The organism is Rhodococcus sp. SB1D (assembly GCF_048573875.1).
GTDB lineage: Bacteria > Actinomycetota > Actinomycetes > Mycobacteriales > Mycobacteriaceae > Rhodococcus_F > Rhodococcus_F qingshengii.
Window position 1 is genome coordinate 66,666 of sequence record NZ_JBMAIQ010000011.1, and the last position, 16,486, is coordinate 83,151.

At 61.4% G+C, this 16,486-nt stretch carries 16 protein-coding genes; 9 read left to right on the forward strand and 7 right to left on the reverse strand.

Features of this window, described 5'->3' with window-relative positions:
- Positions 1-415 precede the first annotated feature (415 nt).
- The 7 genes from ACN50D_RS22795 to rpmH form a co-directional block, all read right to left on the reverse strand.
- The gene (locus ACN50D_RS22795; protein ID WP_212634013.1) at positions 416-907 is read right to left on the reverse strand and encodes a DUF6301 family protein; all 492 of its coding nucleotides are present in this window, start codon (positions 905-907) and stop codon (positions 416-418) included.
- Between the two features lie 257 nt (positions 908-1,164).
- Positions 1,165-1,491: a hypothetical protein gene (locus ACN50D_RS22800; RefSeq protein ID WP_020971491.1), complete on the reverse strand. Its 327-nt coding sequence runs from the start codon at positions 1,489-1,491 to the stop codon at positions 1,165-1,167.
- Positions 1,492-1,608: 117 nt separating this feature from the next.
- A complete protein-coding gene (locus tag ACN50D_RS22805; RefSeq protein WP_003942504.1) occupies positions 1,609-2,172 on the reverse strand; it encodes a protein jag in 564 nt (187 codons plus the stop codon).
- A gap of 20 nt (positions 2,173-2,192) precedes the next feature.
- Positions 2,193-3,299, reverse strand: coding sequence for a membrane protein insertase YidC (gene yidC, locus ACN50D_RS22810; protein ID WP_003942570.1), 1,107 nt, complete (start codon positions 3,297-3,299; stop codon positions 2,193-2,195).
- Between the two features lie 4 nt (positions 3,300-3,303).
- Positions 3,304-3,684, reverse strand: coding sequence for a membrane protein insertion efficiency factor YidD (yidD, locus tag ACN50D_RS22815; RefSeq protein WP_007729147.1), 381 nt, complete (start codon positions 3,682-3,684; stop codon positions 3,304-3,306).
- Positions 3,681-4,061, reverse strand: coding sequence for a ribonuclease P protein component (rnpA, locus tag ACN50D_RS22820; protein ID WP_003942450.1), 381 nt, complete (start codon positions 4,059-4,061; stop codon positions 3,681-3,683). Before rnpA ends, yidD begins: the two co-directional genes overlap by 4 nt.
- A 26-nt stretch (positions 4,062-4,087) precedes the next feature.
- Entirely contained in the window at positions 4,088-4,231 is a 144-nt protein-coding gene (rpmH, locus tag ACN50D_RS22825; RefSeq protein ID WP_003942540.1) for a 50S ribosomal protein L34, read from the reverse strand.
- 780 nt (positions 4,232-5,011) lie between these two features.
- Here rpmH and dnaA point away from each other — a divergent pair.
- The 9 genes from dnaA (at position 5,012) to gyrB (ending at position 16,419) form a co-directional block, all read left to right on the forward strand.
- Positions 5,012-6,574, forward strand: coding sequence for a chromosomal replication initiator protein DnaA (gene dnaA, locus ACN50D_RS22830; RefSeq protein ID WP_003942491.1), 1,563 nt, complete (start codon positions 5,012-5,014; stop codon positions 6,572-6,574).
- 584 nt (positions 6,575-7,158) lie between these two features.
- Positions 7,159-8,343, forward strand: a complete 1,185-nt coding sequence (gene dnaN, locus ACN50D_RS22835; protein WP_007729165.1) for a DNA polymerase III subunit beta — start codon at positions 7,159-7,161, stop codon at positions 8,341-8,343.
- A 44-nt stretch (positions 8,344-8,387) separates the two neighbouring features.
- On the forward strand, positions 8,388-9,296 hold the full coding sequence (gene gnd / locus ACN50D_RS22840) for a phosphogluconate dehydrogenase (NAD(+)-dependent, decarboxylating) (protein ID WP_030536719.1): 909 nt from the start codon (positions 8,388-8,390) through the stop codon (positions 9,294-9,296).
- Positions 9,297-10,526: a DNA replication/repair protein RecF gene (gene recF, locus ACN50D_RS22845; protein ID WP_058036936.1), complete on the forward strand. Its 1,230-nt coding sequence runs from the start codon at positions 9,297-9,299 to the stop codon at positions 10,524-10,526. It begins immediately after the preceding gene.
- Positions 10,519-11,064, forward strand: coding sequence for a DUF721 family protein (locus tag ACN50D_RS22850; protein ID WP_003942471.1), 546 nt, complete (start codon positions 10,519-10,521; stop codon positions 11,062-11,064). Before recF ends, ACN50D_RS22850 begins: the two co-directional genes overlap by 8 nt.
- A gap of 124 nt (positions 11,065-11,188) precedes the next feature.
- On the forward strand, positions 11,189-12,100 hold the full coding sequence (locus ACN50D_RS22855; RefSeq protein ID WP_007729174.1) for a metal-dependent hydrolase: 912 nt from the start codon (positions 11,189-11,191) through the stop codon (positions 12,098-12,100).
- A complete protein-coding gene (locus ACN50D_RS22860; protein WP_212634074.1) occupies positions 12,100-13,221 on the forward strand; it encodes a PDR/VanB family oxidoreductase in 1,122 nt (373 codons plus the stop codon). Before ACN50D_RS22855 ends, ACN50D_RS22860 begins: the two co-directional genes overlap by 1 nt.
- A 40-nt stretch (positions 13,222-13,261) precedes the next feature.
- Positions 13,262-14,185, forward strand: a complete 924-nt coding sequence (locus ACN50D_RS22865; RefSeq protein WP_003942581.1) for an alpha/beta fold hydrolase — start codon at positions 13,262-13,264, stop codon at positions 14,183-14,185.
- A 197-nt stretch (positions 14,186-14,382) separates the two neighbouring features.
- Positions 14,383-16,419: a DNA topoisomerase (ATP-hydrolyzing) subunit B gene (gene gyrB, locus ACN50D_RS22870; RefSeq protein WP_003942515.1), complete on the forward strand. Its 2,037-nt coding sequence runs from the start codon at positions 14,383-14,385 to the stop codon at positions 16,417-16,419.
- Positions 16,420-16,486 lie beyond the last annotated feature (67 nt).

Below are 16,486 nucleotides of genomic sequence, written 5' to 3' on the forward strand. Positions count from 1 at the left end.
AAAGACTACGACTACCCGTTGGTGCATACCGAACCCGGAACCAACAAGATCATCGCTCACAAGTTCGATCCGGGCACCGCAAAGTCCTTCCACCTCGTACAGCCCGGATCCGCCCTCACGACGAGACCAGCAGCGGGTGTGGGCGCCGATCGCGCACACCCCGCGAGTCAACCGAACTCAGGGCGGTCCCGTGATTACCCCGACGCGGTCCGCAGTCTATGAACCGGAGCCCGTGTAGATGAGGTCGATTCCGGTTTGCTTGGCAAAGTAGTCGCCGCCGATCTCACCCCGAAGCCCGCAACAGCATCATCGACTTTGCGTGGCGACGAAGCCCATTCGATGTGATTGGTCCGATTCCTGTGAGGAGCGCGCAAACCTGTTCCCACACCGGATTCGATCTCGCCGACCTCGATCGCTAGTCCTCGTCCTCATACTCAGGTTCGGGCTCATCCACCCATGCCTGATACCCCGGACTCGTCAGTCGCAGGTGGATCGCGCTGGGGCTCATACTGAGTATGACGACCACTTTGGGCAGGTCCCACCGGATAGTTGCCTCAGGTCCGGGCTCGGAGTACGTGGGTATCTGAAGGACGGAAGTCAGTGCCGCAGTGAGATTCGCGAACCCTGCGTTCCGCAGCGGGCGCACCACTGTCATGGGCGTAGCATCATCTGCCACGTCCGTGACGAAGATCGAGATCCAATCCATTCTGTGTTGCCGCCCGAACATGTTCGCCTTCGGCCGGCAGACATGAAGGTTCGTTCGTATCGAGCCGCCACCTTGCCTGAGTTCGACGAGCTCCCATCCGGCTTGTGCGCAGAAGGGTTCCAGGTCGTCGACGGCCCAGGTCCAGTCGAATTCTGCGGCGAGGCGGGCAATCCGGGTGGCGCCCTCGATGTCGACGTGCATGTGCGGATGCTACTTCCTTCGTGATCGTTGTTGATGACGCCCCAATCCGGGGGCCGTCGAAGTGAGGGCTCGCGGGTTGTCGGTCATCGGATGCCAGCACCGAAGGTGACGACCTTGCCAGCAGGCCTGACGACATCGGGTCGGTGATCCATTGTGGCGGCAATCTGGGGCGGAGTTCGAGGGCTCGGGGCAACAACCATCGATCCGGTTTCACGTGAAACGAAGGCCGACTATTCCTCCTGGGGGAGGGGAGGGGCTCACATGTAGTACGGCATGTTGTCGATCGAATATCCGAACATGCACAGTGCACCCCCGACGAACAAGAAGGCAATCGCGAAGCTGAGCATGACCGGTCTCCCGGATCGCCATGCCAGTGCAAGTGGAATGAATACGACGGCGACTACTCCCAGCGGCAACAACCAGCAGAGCCAATACTTCAGACCGCCCGGCGGAAAGGACTGGACTTCCATTTTCTGCTGTAGTTCGAAGACCACGGGCCAATAGCTCAGGCCGCACACGAGCATCCCTATCAAGGCCCCAAGGGTCATCAATCCGAGAGGGAATCCGGAGCGCTCGTTGGACATGTCGACAACGATAGGCAGACCTTCACCGTGGCGCCGGATTCGGTTTCACGTGAAACACTCTCGGACACAAAAGCGGGCCCCGGAAAATCCGGGGCCCGCATTCGATCAGGGGGAGTGTCAGTCCTTGAGGACAACCACTCGACGAGACGGCTCAGCGCCTTCGCTCTCGCTGGAAACACCGGCGACCTTGGCGACGGCGTCGTGCACGATCTTGCGTTCGAACGGCGTCATCGGAGCAAGCTCTTCGCGTTCGCCGGTCTCGAGAACACGCTGTGCAGCTTCCGCACCGAGAGCACTGAGTGCCTCGCGCCGGCCCGCACGCCACCCGGCGATGTCGAGCATCAAGCGGCTGCGCTCTCCGGTCGACTGCTGAACTGCCAGACGAGTCAGCTCCTGGAGAGCATCCAGAACCTCACCCTTGCGTCCCACGAGCTTGGTCAGGTCGTCGCCGCCGTCGATGCTGACGATCGCCCGATCGCCCTCGACGTCAAGGTCGATGTCTCCGTCGAAATCGAGAACGTCGAGCAACTGCTCGAGGTAGTCGCCGGCGATCTCGCCCTCTTCGATCAGGTCGTCATCGGAATCGTCGATGTCTACATCCACATCGGTAACCGGCGCAGTGGTCTCGGTGCTCACGTCTGCGTTCTCTCCATCCACAACGATGTCAGCTTCACTGGACATTGGTCGTTCTCTTTCCTGGATCAGCGCCGTTTATTGCGCTTGGGGGAGTTGCCGCGGTTGCTCTGTGGCCGGTTCTGTTTCGGTTTCGACGTGGAACCACCACTGGAACCCGAGGGCTTCGGCTGTGGCTTCTTGAGCGAAACTTCCGGGGCGTCACCGTCGTCGTCGGCTGAATCCGCGGTCTTCAGCGCAGCCGGAGATCCCTTCTTCTTGCTGGGATCGGGACGGGCACCGGGCTTGGGCGCATTGTCGTTGCGGCGAGTGATCGCTTCCTGCTTCTTGGCTTCTTCTTCCGCGTCGATCTTGCGGAAGACGAGGTGCTGCTGACCGTAGGTCCAGATGTTGTTCGACACCCAGTACAGGAGGATCGCGATCGGAAGGAACGGTCCACCGACCAGAACACCGAGCGGGAAGACGTACAGGGCGAGCTTGTTCATGATCGCGGACTGCGGGTTCGCGGCAGCTGCTTCGCTCTGACGGGCAACAGAAGCGCGTGAGTTGAAGTGCGTCGCGATGCTGGCGATGATCATCAGCGGAGCGGCCACGAGGATGATGTTCAGCCGTGACGGAAGCTCGGGAACGTTCTCGGTGACGTAGGCCTGAAGCTGCGCAACCGGCGTCGTGATCGCGGCCGAGATGGGCGCGCCGAACAGACGAGCATCCAGGAACGACTGGACGTCAGTGGCCGAGAAGACGTAGTTCGGGGTGTTGAGGTTGTCCTCGGCGCTCATGCCCAGCTGGCCCATGCCGGTGCCGGTGCGGTTGAACGAGCGCAGGACGTGGAACAGACCGATGAACACCGGAGCCTGAGCCAAGACCGGGAGACAGCCCATGATCGGGTTGAATCCGTGCTCCTTCTGGAGCTTCTGCATCTCGACGGCCTGGCGCTGACGGTCGCCCGAATACTTCTTCTGCAATGCCTTGATCTGTGGCTGCAGTTCCTGCATCTGACGCGTCGTGCGGACCTGCTTCACGAACGGCTTGTACAGAACCGCACGCAAGGTGAACACCAGGAACACCACGGAAAGCGCCCAGGCTATTCCGTTGTCCGGGCCGAGAATGAACCCGAAGACCTTGTGCCAGACCCACAGAATCGCGGATACCGGATAGTAGATGAAATTGAGCACGGCTCTAAGTACTCCTCTGTTCGTCCGTCGGACTGTGACACGCTGCGCGTGCTTCCGGACAGCTATGGCGGCTACCCGCATCACGGTCACGACGGGCAGGGACAGGGTCCCACCCTCCAGAATGCCAGGGGGCACACTTCGCCAACCGCACCACAGTCAAGAAAAGGCCTTTGATCGCCCCGTGAGTGCGCAGCGCTTCGACTGCGTATTCACTGCAGGTGGGGGTGAACCGGCAGGTCGGCATCCTCAAGGGCGACACATACGTCCGGTACAACTCGATACAGAAGATGAGAACAGTGGCGGGAGCGCGACGCACAGCCTTCAACACCGTGATGACACGGGAGGCTCTGGGAGTCTCGATCTGCTCAGAGAGCGGAGTACTCATGGCTCTTCACTTACCGACACCAATAGGTTCATTTTGGTCAGGCCCCCGCGCAACTGCTTGGCCAGTTCGGCTGAACTGGCGGTAGCTGCACCCGGAAGTGCGCGGATAACCACGTCTGTCTCCGGTGAAACCTGTCCGACGAAATCTGCACAGATATGACGAAGCCGGCGTGCGACTCGATGTCGAATCACCGCCGGCCCGACAGCCTTGCTCACGATCAGCCCGAACCGGGGACCGTGATTTGTTACTACCAGCGCCTCTACTTGCTCGCGATCGAACGCGTGCACGACAAGGTCGCGTCTTCCCATACGACGTCCACGTCGCACCGCCACGGAGAAATCCGCGTGGCGACGCAACCGGAACGGCTCAGGCAACACCCCGAGCTCCTGAACTCGAAATCAGATCAGGCGGTGAGGGAATCGCGGCCCTTACGGCGACGCGCCGAAACGATTGCACGACCCGCACGGGTACGCATACGAAGACGGAAGCCGTGAACACGCGCGCGGCGGCGATTATTCGGCTGGAACGTCCGCTTGCCCTTGGCCACGGTCAACACTCCTCGAAGTTCATTGACGCCTCCCGGCGTCATTCAGTGATCGACGCCTTACGGCGCCTTTGGATACAACAGGTACAGAACAATCAGCTTCACTCGTTGTGGCTTGGAAGACCGTTCCGACCTGACATATGTAGCCAGCACGAAGCGATCACCACCAGCGGGTGACCGTTCGAGGTTACTTACCACCGTTGCCAAGGTCAAACCAGCCCGATTCAGGGCCCTCCCGCGGCAACTGCGGCGACACGCCGACACTTCCATTATTCCGAAGATTCCGTTCGCGGTGTGCATACGGCCGTGACCTCGAGCGAGGCGGCAAGTGTGACCTTGGCAACAGTTCCGCTACGGAACGCAGGTGGCCCGAAGGCAACCCGGACAGTTCCAACCGCGCACGCTCTCGACAAGGCCTCATCAGCACATACGGGCACGAGCACCGGACGCGACCCCGAATCCCGAGTTTCCACATTCATCCACAGGGCTGTGAGTGTTGACGCATCCCCGACACCAAGTGGCGAACGCCTCGAGTTCCGACAAAGTTGCAGGTAGATCAATTTCTCGGTCACTTTGACGAATTTGGTTGACGAAAAAACCGACTCGGTGCAGGTTTGTCCACATCTGTGGATAATTGTGTGGAAACACAGCCCAGGTGGCATATTCGTAGCCTGTTACGGGGTTCTCACCCCGGGTGGTAATCCACCGAATCATTCGACGCCGCAGCCATACGCTCGGCAGCTGCAGCACACCCACTGTCGGCGAAACACGGGAAGGAACCACGTGAACGACGATCCCAACGCGCTCGCACGGGTCTGGGTCGACGTGGTTGCAGAACTCACGAGTGATGACCCCGGAAGTAATCTTCCGGCTTTGAGCAGCAAGCAGAAGGCATTTGTCCGTCTGGTGAGGCCTCTCACACTTGCTCAGGGTTTTGCACTCCTCTCGGTTCCATCGCCATTTGCTCAAGAGACGATCGAGCGCGATCTGCGCGAGCCGATCCTGCAGGCACTCGGACGCCATCTCGGTGGCCAGGTCGAGGGACTCGGTGTCCGCATTGCACTCGAAGACGATGCCGACGCACCCGCCGAACCGGTCGAGGAGCGCACGGGCAGCCGTCAGTTCGAGTCGGTCAACTCATCGGGCGCATACCGTCGGCGCAGATTCACCGAAGGCGACGGCGAACCTTCGGACTCCGAGACTGCCGAGACCGAAGAAGTCGACGACGACCGCGAAGCACTCGCGAGCGTTCACGAATCGTGGCCGTCGTACTTCACGAAGCCGCCCGCTACTCCTTCTGCTTCGGGGTCCGGCGCCAACAGCCTCAATGCGAAGTACACCTTCGACACTTTTGTGATCGGATCGTCCAACCGATTCGCTCATGCCGCTGCCGTCGCGATCGCGGAGGCGCCGGCGCGTGCGTACAACCCCTTGTTCATCTGGGGAGCTTCGGGCCTGGGCAAGACGCACCTTCTTCATGCGGCCGGCCACTACGCACAGCGACTGTTCCCCGGCATGCGGGTCAAGTACGTCTCGACCGAAGAATTCACCAACGACTTCATCAACAGTCTTCGTGACGACCGCAAGGTCGCGTTCAAGCGTCGCTACCGGGAAACGGATGTCCTGCTGGTCGACGACATCCAGTTCATCGAAGGCAAGGAAGGTATTCAGGAGGAGTTCTTCCATACCTTCAACACCTTGCACAACGCGAACAAGCAGATCGTCGTTTCCTCGGACCGTCCGCCCAAACAGTTGGCAACCCTCGAGGAGCGTCTGCGGACGCGCTTCGAATGGGGCCTGATCACCGACGTTCAGCCGCCTGAGCTCGAGACGCGTATCGCGATTCTGAGCAAGAAGGCGAGAATGGATCGCCTCGAGGTCCCGCACGACGTCCTCGAGTTGATCGCCAGCCGTATCGAGCGCAACATTCGTGAACTCGAGGGCGCGTTGATCCGCGTCACCGCTTTTGCCTCGCTCAACCGCCAGCCGTTGGATCTGACGTTGGCCGAGGTGGTCCTGCGCGATCTGATGCCCGATTCGTCGAGCCTCGAGATCAACGCGGCGACGATCATGGCGGTGACGGCCGAATACTTCAACATGTCGATCGACGACCTGTGTGGGCCGGGTAAGGCCCGGCCACTCGCTCAGGCCCGCCAGATCTCGATGTATTTGTGCCGTGAGCTCACTGATTTGTCCTTGCCGAAGATCGGTCAGACGTTCGGCCGTGACCACACGACGGTCATGTACGCCGACAAGAAGATCCGTAAGGAAATGACGGAACGCCGCAAGGTGTACGACCAGGTTCAGGAGTTGACCGCAAGGATCAAGCAGCGCTCCAAGCGTTGACCTGCACTTATTTCGATCGATGCCGCTCGAGGCAGAGGTTCCCTCGAGCGGCATCGGTGTATTCGAAGGGTTCCACGTGCGGTCCCCTCGAGGGCGGTTGTCCACCTCGAGGGACGACACGCCGGAGTCAGACACGCCGATGAGAACAAACTCTTCGTTTCTTGTGAAAAGTATTCACATCTGTGGATAAGTGTGTTGATAACTCCGAAAGTCTGTGGAGTTCTCGAGGAGGAATCCGAAAACTTTCAGAGAGTGCACAGAGGGGGTCGATTGGTCCTCGAGTCTGTCCTCGAGAAGTGCACAGGCCCTCGAGGGGACCTACCAGCGTCGACAACCGTTGCTCCACAGATTGCACAGGACTTATTACTACTACTGAGAATTTCCTAGGAAAAGCTCTTTGAAAATAGTTCTGGGGACAACTCCTGTTGAGAACCTCGCCTCAGGCTGCGCTCGCCGCGGCTTCGGCTTTCCACTTGCGCCCTCGAGGGCATACGGTGGGCATCGCTTGGTCTGTGTCAGACTTCAAGTGAGCTGATGCAGATCCGCAGCAGACGAACATGCCTACCGAGAGGAATAACCCGGCGATGGAGCTTGGAAGCCTGAAGTTTCGCGTTTCCCGGGAAGAGTTCGCTGATTCAGTAGCGTGGGTTGCTCGTAGCCTGCCCTCGAGGCCGCCTGTGCCGGTTCTCGGCGGAGTTCTTCTCGACGCAACCGAAGCCGGCCTCACCGTTTCCGGGTTCGACTACGAGGTATCTGCGCAGGTCCGCGTCTCGGCAGATGTCACGACTGCAGGTCAGGCACTCGTCTCCGGACGCCTCCTCGCAGATATCACCAAGTCGCTTCCCAACAAGCCGGTCGATGTGACCCTCGAGGGCACTCGCGTGCTCATCTCGTGCGGAAGCGCCAAGTTCTCCCTGCCCACGATGCCGGTCGAGGACTACCCCCAGCTTCCGACGCTTCCGCAGCAGTCCGGGTCCATTCCCGTCGACCTGTTCTCCGAAGCCATCAGCCAGGTAGCTGTTGCAGCCGGCAAGGACGACACCCTTCCGATGCTCACGGGTATCCGTGTCGAGATCGAACAGAATTCGATCGTCCTCGCCGCTACCGACCGCTTCCGTCTCGCCGTACGTGAACTCGAGTGGACTCCGGCCAATCCCGACGTCCAGGCTGCTGTTCTCATCCCGGCCAAGACTTTGTCCGAGTCCGCGAAAACGCTTGCCGGCAATGCAAATTCGCCGGTCGAGTTGGCTCTCGGCTCCGGTACGACCATCGGAAACGACGGACTCCTCGGCATCGTCAACGACGGACGCCGCACCACGACGCGCCTCCTCGACGCCGAGTTCCCGAAGTTCCGTCAGTTGCTGCCTGCTCAGCACACCGCGATGGCAACGGTCGAGGTCACGCCTCTCATCGAAGCCATCAAGCGTGTAGCACTCGTCGCCGAGCGTGGCGCACAGGTTCGCATGCAGTTCTCCGCTGACGGCCTGCTCCTCTCTGCGGGTGGCGACGACGCCGGCCGCGCGGAAGAGACGCTCAACGCGTCGTTCCAGGGCGAAGCACTCACCATTGCGTTCAACCCCGGTTACCTGATCGACGGGTTGAACTCGCTTCACAGCGAAAACGTTCTGTTCGGCTTCACCACTCCCAGCCGTCCGGCTGTTCTTCGCCCCGCGGCCGAGGAAGAGCCCACGGCAGACGAGTCCGGTAACTTCGCTGCGCCCTCGAGCGAGTACACGTACCTGCTGATGCCGGTTCGCCTTCCGGGCTGAGTGGAACCCCGCACTTCAGTTCGCGCCTGACCAGGGAGAACAGTATGAAGATCGGACTCGTAGGTCTCGGCAAGATGGGCTTCAACATGCGTGAGCGCTTGCGCGCGCATGGCCTCGAGGTGATCGGATACGACCCTCGACCGGAAGTCACCGATGTCGGGTCACTTGCCGAACTCGCTGCTTCCCTCGAGGGACCTCGAGTCGTCTGGGTGATGGTTCCGGCCGGTGACATCACCCAGAGCACCATTGCCGAGCTGGCGGATGCCCTCGAGGGTGGCGATCTGGTCATCGACGGTGGGAACTCGCGTTACACCGACGATACTGTCCATGCCGAGCTTCTGGGCGCCCGTGGGATCGGTTTCCTCGACTGCGGTGTCTCCGGTGGCATCTGGGGCCGTGAGAACGGATACGGCCTGATGGTGGGCGGATCCGAGACCGACGTGGCGAAGGCAATGCCGATCTTCGACGCTCTGCGCCCCGACGGCGACGCTGCAGACGGCTTTGTCCACGCCGGCCCCGTCGGTGCTGGTCATTACGCGAAGATGGTGCACAACGGCATCGAATACGGCCTGATGCAGGCGTATGCCGAGGGGTACGAGCTCCTCGAGGCGGAAAGCCTGATCGCGGACGTTCCGGGCGTGCTCCGAGCTTGGTCGAAGGGAACCGTCGTACGTTCGTGGTTGCTCGATCTGCTTGTCGACGCCCTCGAGGAGGATCCGGAGCTTGCGCAGATCACGGGCTATACCGAGGATTCCGGTGAGGGCCGCTGGACGGTAGAGGAAGCCATCAAGCACGCTGTCCCCGCTCCCGTCATCTCCGCTGCTCTGTTCGCGAGATTTGCTTCACGACAGGATGATTCACCGGCCATGAAGGCGGTGTCGGCCTTGCGCAATCAGTTCGGTGGTCACGCCGTCAAGAGCGCCTCGCCCAAGAATTCGGCTTCTGGAAGCTAAGTGTTCGTTCGTAGATTTTCGCTGCGTGACTTCCGATCCTGGGATTCGCTGACGCTTGACCTCACGCCGGGAACAACCGTGTTCCTCGGTTCCAACGGGCACGGTAAGACGAACGTCCTCGAGTCACTCGGGTATCTGTCGACGCTGTCGTCTCATCGAGTGTCCACGGATGCACCGATGATCCGCAGCGGTTCGACCAGTGCTTTTGCCGGTGCAACGGTGGTCAACAACGGGCGCGAACTGACCATCGACGTCGAACTGATCGAGGGAAAGTCCAACCGCGCCAGGATAAATCAGTCTCCGACGCGACGCCCACGCGAAGTGCTGGGGATTTTGCAGTCGGTGATGTTCGCGCCGGAAGATCTGTCGTTGGTACGTGGTGATCCTGGTGATCGTCGACGCTATCTCGACGAGTTGTTGACGTCGCGGATTCCCCGAATGGCTGCTGTCCGTGCGGATTACGACAAAGTGCTGCGTCAGCGCTCAGCCCTACTCAAAACTGCTGGTGCGGCTTTGCGTCGCGGTTCTCGTGGTGGTGAGTCCGACAACGTCCTCTCCACCCTCGAGGTGTGGGACGGGCATCTGGCCGCTCACGGCGCACAATTGTTGGCCGGGCGCCTCGAGTTGGTCCATGATCTGGCGCCGCATCTGGCGGAGTCGTATCGTTCCATCGCACCCGAATCCCGGCCGGCGTCGATTCGATACAAGAGCAGTCTGGGGTCCTCGTTGGATCCCGAATTCACCGATCCTGCAAGGATTTCCGGTATCGACGACGTTGCGTACCTCGAGGAGAGATTCCACCTCGAGTTGGCGCAGATGAGGTCGAAGGAAATCGATCGCGGAGTGTGTCTGGTCGGTCCGCATCGGGACGATCTGGAGCTGATTCTCGGTGACAGCCCGGCGAAAGGCTTTGCAAGCCATGGTGAATCGTGGTCTTTCGCGCTTTCGCTGCGGCTGGCAGGTTTTGCCCTGTTGCGCGCCGACGGCAGCGACCCGGTCCTGATGCTCGACGATGTCTTCGCGGAATTGGACCGTCGTCGGCGTCGTGCGCTCGCCACCGTTGCAGCCACCGCCGAACAGGTGCTGATCACGGCCGCCGTTCCCGAGGACGTACCGGACGAACTCGAGGCGGCCAAGTTCGGCGTCGAAGCCTCCGATACCGGAGACGGTCGGATATCCCGGATAGTGCCCGTAGGCTCGACAGATCAGGAGGTCGAGTTCGATGACTGAAGACAGCAGCGCGGCTCCGGAGCCCGAGCTCAAAGGGATCGATCTGGCGCGCCGTGCCCTCGAGGAGGCACGCGCGACGGCAAAGGCCAACGGCAAGGCCGTCGGGCAGGGGCGATCGTCGCCCAAATACGGAAGTGGCCGACCGCGTCGACGCAGCGGTTGGTCCGGCCCCGGCCCGGATGCGCGGGACCCTCAGCCGTTCGGCGCTCTCACCAGCGCTATCTCCAAATCGCGTGGGTGGTCCCCCAAGGTGTCCGAGGGCACGGTCCTCGGTCGGTGGCCGCAGGTCGTCGGAGAAGACATCTCCGCGCACGCCGAGCCGATCTCTCTGAAAGAAGGTGTTCTCAGCATCTCCGCCGAGTCGACGGCGTGGGCTACCCAGTTGCGCATGATGCAGTCCCAGATTCTGGCCAAGATCGCTGCTGCCGTCGGTGACGGCGTCGTGAAGACACTGCGGATCACCGGTCCGAGTGCGCCTAGCTGGCGCAAGGGAGAAAGGCATGTGAAAGGCCGCGGACCTCGCGATACGTACGGCTGAGGAAAACTCAACCAGGCCCTGGTTCTACCTATTACTTCGTGTTACAGTTAAAACTCGCTAGTGAGTGAACTGTGTCACAAGGCTGTCGTTCCCCACCGATCGGCAGGCATGAAGGAGTAGCTAGATGTCGCAGAAGATATCGACACCCGCTTCGTCGTTCGCCGAGCCGGATCACATCCTGTTGCAGGCTCGCAATGTCGAGTTCGACTGGTCCGATCTGCCCATGCACTGGATTCCGGGCGATCCGTTCAGCACACACGTTCTCAACGTGCTTCACCTTCTCCTCCCCGCCGGTGAGGAATGGTTTGTCGAGACCTTCAAGGAAGCTCTTCCTCTGATCGAGGACGAGAAACTCCGTGAAGACGTCGTCGGATTCATCGGCCAAGAGGCGATGCACTCCAACGCGCACTCGGGTGTCCTCGTCCATCTCAAGGAAAACGGCCTCGATCCGACGCCGTACACCCAGCAGATGGAGTGGGCATTCTCGAAGCTGCTCGGACCGCGTCCGATGACGGGTCTGCGTGCCGAGAATCACCTGGTGGAGCGCTTGGCGATCATCGCGGCCATCGAACACATCACTGCTTTCCTCGGCGACTGGGTGCTCAACGCCAAGGGACTGGACAAAGCCGGCATGCACCCGACCATGCTTGATCTCCTTCGCTGGCACGGCGCCGAAGAAGTCGAACACCGAGCCGTCGCGTACGACGTTATGCGCTACTTCGACAAGCGTGAGACCCGCCGGATCCGTACCCAGATCCTCGTCACGCCCGCAATCGTGTGGCTGTGGATTCGCGGTACCCGGTTCTTGATGCGCAACGATCCCGAGCTTGCCGCTCAGGCTCCCAGCCGTCGACGCCCCCACCTGTCCGATTTCATCGCGGCCGGTAAGCGCGGCACAGTTCCCACGTCGTTCGAGCTGGTCAAGCGGATGTCGACCTACTTCAGCAAGTCCTATCACCCCAGTAACGAGGGCTCGACCGCCCAGGCGGTGCAATACCTCGCGTCGTCACCCGCAGCCCAGGCGGCCGCACGGTGATTTCACTCTCGAGGGTCAAGGACGTCATCTCCGGGCACGACGGGTTGCCGCGGTTTCCGGCGCCACCCGATCTGTCCGGCAAGAACCGTCCCGACCGCGCCATGCGCATCACGGAGTTGTTGGCGGACAAGTACCTTCGGGTGTTGACGGCCTACGACTACAACCCCGAGATCGCGGGCCACAACCCCGACACGGCCATGAACATGGTGGTCAGCACACGTGAGGTGGTGGCAACCGACGAGAACGTCGTTCGCCTGCGCTTCGAATCCGCCGACGGCTCACCGATTCCGCCGTGGCATCCGGGTTCGCACCTGGACTTCCATCTACCTTCGGGTCTGCGGCGTCAGTATTCGCTGTGCGGCGACCCGGCCGATCGCACGGGATACAGCGTCGCGGTGCGCCGGATCCCCGACGGCGGTGGCGGTTCCATCGAGATGCACGCTCTCCAGCCCGGTGAGCACGTCACGGTACGCGGACCACGCAACGGCTTCCCGTTTGTCGGAGAAGGCAGCGCGTTGTTCGTCGCCGGCGGCATCGGTATCACGCCGATCATCGCAATGGTCCGTGCGGCAAGAGAATTGGGGATGGACTGGTACTTCGTGTACTCGGGCCGCTCCCGTGAATCCATGCCGTTCCTCGACGAGATCGCAACCTGGGATCCCGAGAGTGTCTTCGTGCGCCCGGACGACGAGTTCGGATTGCCCACCACCACAGACCTTCTCGGACGAGCGCCGGTCGGCGGCGCCGTGTACTGCTGTGGCCCGACGCCGATGCTCGATGCCGTCCGCCGCGGTTTCCGCGATACACCCTCCACCGCTTTGCATTTCGAGCGGTTCGGGGCTCCGCCGGTGATCGACGGCAAGGAATTCGAAGTGCAGCTTGTCAATTCGGGTCAGGTACTCACCGTGCCCGCCGACGAGTCCGCGCTCGACGTCATCAAGAAGACATTGCCCGGTGTCGGGTACTCGTGTCAGCAGGGTTTCTGCGGAACCTGTCGTGTGAAGGTACTCGCGGGTAAACCCGATCACCGCGAAAGGCGTCTGACCGACACCGAACAGGAAACGGAGATGCTCATCTGCGTATCCCGTTCCGACGGTGGACGTCTCGTTCTCGATCTCTAGATTTCCCAATCCGAAGGATTCACAGCCGAAGGGTCAGTCAATGTCCAAGCACTCTCCTGTCCATGCCGTGACCGCGCGTCGCGTGACCAACGGTTCCGTCAGCCTGGCCGTGTTCGAGCAGGGCAAGGCGGACGGCGAGACCATCGTCCTGGTGCATGGTTGGCCCGACACCCATGAATTGTGGAACCGCATCGTGCCTTTGCTGGCAGATGACTTCCGCGTCGTCAGCTACGACAGCCGCGGGGCCGGTGAGAGCACGATCCCCTCGAGGGTGCAGGACTACCAACTGAGCGCACTGGCCGGCGATCTTTTTGCCGTCATCGACGCGGTCAGCCCGGGCAAGCCGGTGCACGTCCTGGCACATGACTGGGGATCTGTGGAAACGTGGGAAGCGGTCTGCGAGCCGGGTGCCGAGGAGAAGATCGCGTCGTTCTCGTCCATCTCGGGCCCCAATCTCGATCATCTCGGCAAGTGGATCCGGGCGAGCGTGTCCAAGCGTCGTTTCCTCGGCCCAGCGGCGCAGGGAATTGCGTCGGCCTACACCGTTCTGTTCCAGATTCCCGGGCTGTGCACCCTCCCGTTGCGTCTGTGGTTCTCCAAGCACTGGCCGGCATTTCTGGGCTTCTTCGACGGTCTGGACCCCCGTGTGGTCAACACCGCGCCCACCATCGCCGACGACATGGTGAACGGACTCAAGCTTTATCGCGCGAACATCCGGCCGTCTCTCGGCAAGCCGCGGGATCGGTACACGGACGTGCCTGTTCAGCTCATTCTGAACAAGTACGACAAAGCCGTTCGTCCGGTGGGATACGAAGACACCGAAAAATGGGTCTCCGACCTGCAGCGACGTGAAATTGCCGCGGGACACTGGTCGCCGTTTTCACATCCGGGCGAGGTTGCCGAACATGCGCGGGCATTTATCGCGAGCCTGAGAGAGCGTCGCTCGGAGAAGCAAAGTTCCTAGCGTTTCACCTTCCGGGGATCGTAAAAATTCGTCTGCGGCGCAGCCAGGGGTGTCATTGGCCGCTTCTAGTCGGTGCTTACCAGTAAGATGGTCAACGGTAACTAGCGGCAACATTCTCGAACCCGCTCCGACGACACCCGCAAGGGCTTGCTGACGGCTGCGCTCGAGTATTGACGGAGAAGGAGAGCTACCCACCCGTGGCTGCCCAGAAGTCAGATACAAGCACTTCCAGCAAGGACTACAACGCGTCGTCCATCACCGTCCTCGAAGGACTCGAGGCGGTACGTAAGCGTCCAGGCATGTACATCGGTTCCACCGGTGAACGTGGCCTGCACCACCTCATTTGGGAGGTCGTCGACAACTCGGTCGACGAGGCGATGGCCGGACACGCCACCAAGGTCGAGGTCACCCTCCTCGAAGACGGCGGAATCCGCGTCATCGACGACGGCCGTGGCATCCCGGTCGGCATGCACGCCTCCGGAGTTCCCACCGTCGAGGTCGTGCTGACCCAGCTGCACGCCGGCGGCAAGTTCGACTCCGACTCCTACGCCGTCTCCGGTGGTCTGCACGGCGTCGGTATCTCGGTGGTCAACGCGCTTTCCACCCGGCTCGACGTCGACATCAAGGTCGACGGCTACCGGTGGCAGCAGACGTACACCGATTCCAAGCCGGGAGAGCTCGTACAGGGCGACCCGACGAAGGAAACCGGCACCACCGTCAGTTTCTGGGCCGATCCCGAGATCTTCGAGACCACCCGCTACAACTTCGAGACCGTTGCGCGTCGTCTGCAGGAAATGGCCTTCCTCAACAAGGGCCTGACCATCACGCTGACCGACGAGCGCGCCGAGGTCATCGACGACGAAGCTGCCGAGGTGGCCGAGGCTCCCAAGTCTGCTGCCGAAGAAGCCGAAGAAGCTGCTCAGGCAGCGCCGCGTAAGTCCAAGACTCGCATCTACCACTACCCCGGTGGACTCGAGGACTACGTCCGGCACATCAACAAGAGCAAGACCCCGATCCACAACTCGGTCGTGGGATTCACCGCCAAGGGCACCGGCCACGAGCTCGAGGTCGCAATGCAGTGGAACTCCGGCTACTCGGAGTCCGTGCACACCTTCGCCAACACGATCAACACCCACGAGGGTGGTACCCACGAAGAGGGCTTCCGCGCCGCACTGACCGCAACGGTCAACAAGTACGCGCTCGAGAAGAAGCTGCTCAAGGACAAGGATCCCAAGCTCACCGGTGACGACATCCGTGAGGGACTCGCGGCCATCATCTCGGTGAAGGTCGGTGAACCCCAGTTCGAGGGTCAGACCAAGACCAAGCTCGGCAACACCGAGGTCAAGTCCTTCGTGCAGAAGGCGTGCAACGAGCACCTCGCGCACTGGTTCGAGGCGAACCCCGCCGACGCGAAAACCATTGTGAACAAGGCTGTTTCGTCGGCGCAGGCCCGCGTCGCCGCACGTAAGGCGCGTGAGCTGGTCCGTCGTAAGAGCGCGACCGACCTCGGTGGCCTGCCAGGCAAGCTCGCCGATTGCCGCTCCAACGATCCGGAGAAGTCCGAGATCTACATCGTGGAGGGCGACTCCGCAGGCGGCTCGGCCAAGTCCGGCCGAGACTCGATGTACCAGGCGATCCTCCCGCTTCGCGGAAAGATCATCAACGTCGAGAAGGCGCGGATCGATCGCGTCCTCAAGAACACCGAAGTCCAGTCGATCATCACCGCGTTCGGCACGGGCATCCACGACGAGTTCGACATCGCCAAGCTGCGCTATCACAAGATCGTGCTCATGGCCGACGCCGACGTCGACGGTCAGCACATCGCAACGCTGCTGCTCACGCTGCTGTTCCGCTTCATGCGGCCGCTCGTCGAGCACGGCAAGGTCTACCTCGCGCAGCCGCCGCTGTACAAGCTCAAGTGGCAGAAGGGTGCGCAGCCGGAATTCGCGTACTCCGACCGCGAGCGCGACGCGATGGTCAAGGCCGGCCTCGAGTCCGGCAAGAAGATCAACAAGGACGACGGCATCCAGCGCTACAAAGGCCTCGGCGAGATGAACGCCAAGGAACTGTGGGAAACCACGATGGACCCGACGGTGCGCGTTCTGCGTCTCGTCACGCTCGACGACGCGGCTGCTGCCGACGAGCTGTTCAGCGTGCTGATGGGCGAAGACGTCGAAGCACGACGCAGCTTCATCACCCGCAATGCCCGGGACGTTCGTTTCCTCGACGTGTAGGCCTGCGGCCCTGTGAGCGGTTGAGGAGTCCCCGGACTCCTTTTCCGCGCACAGGGGCTTGCCCCCT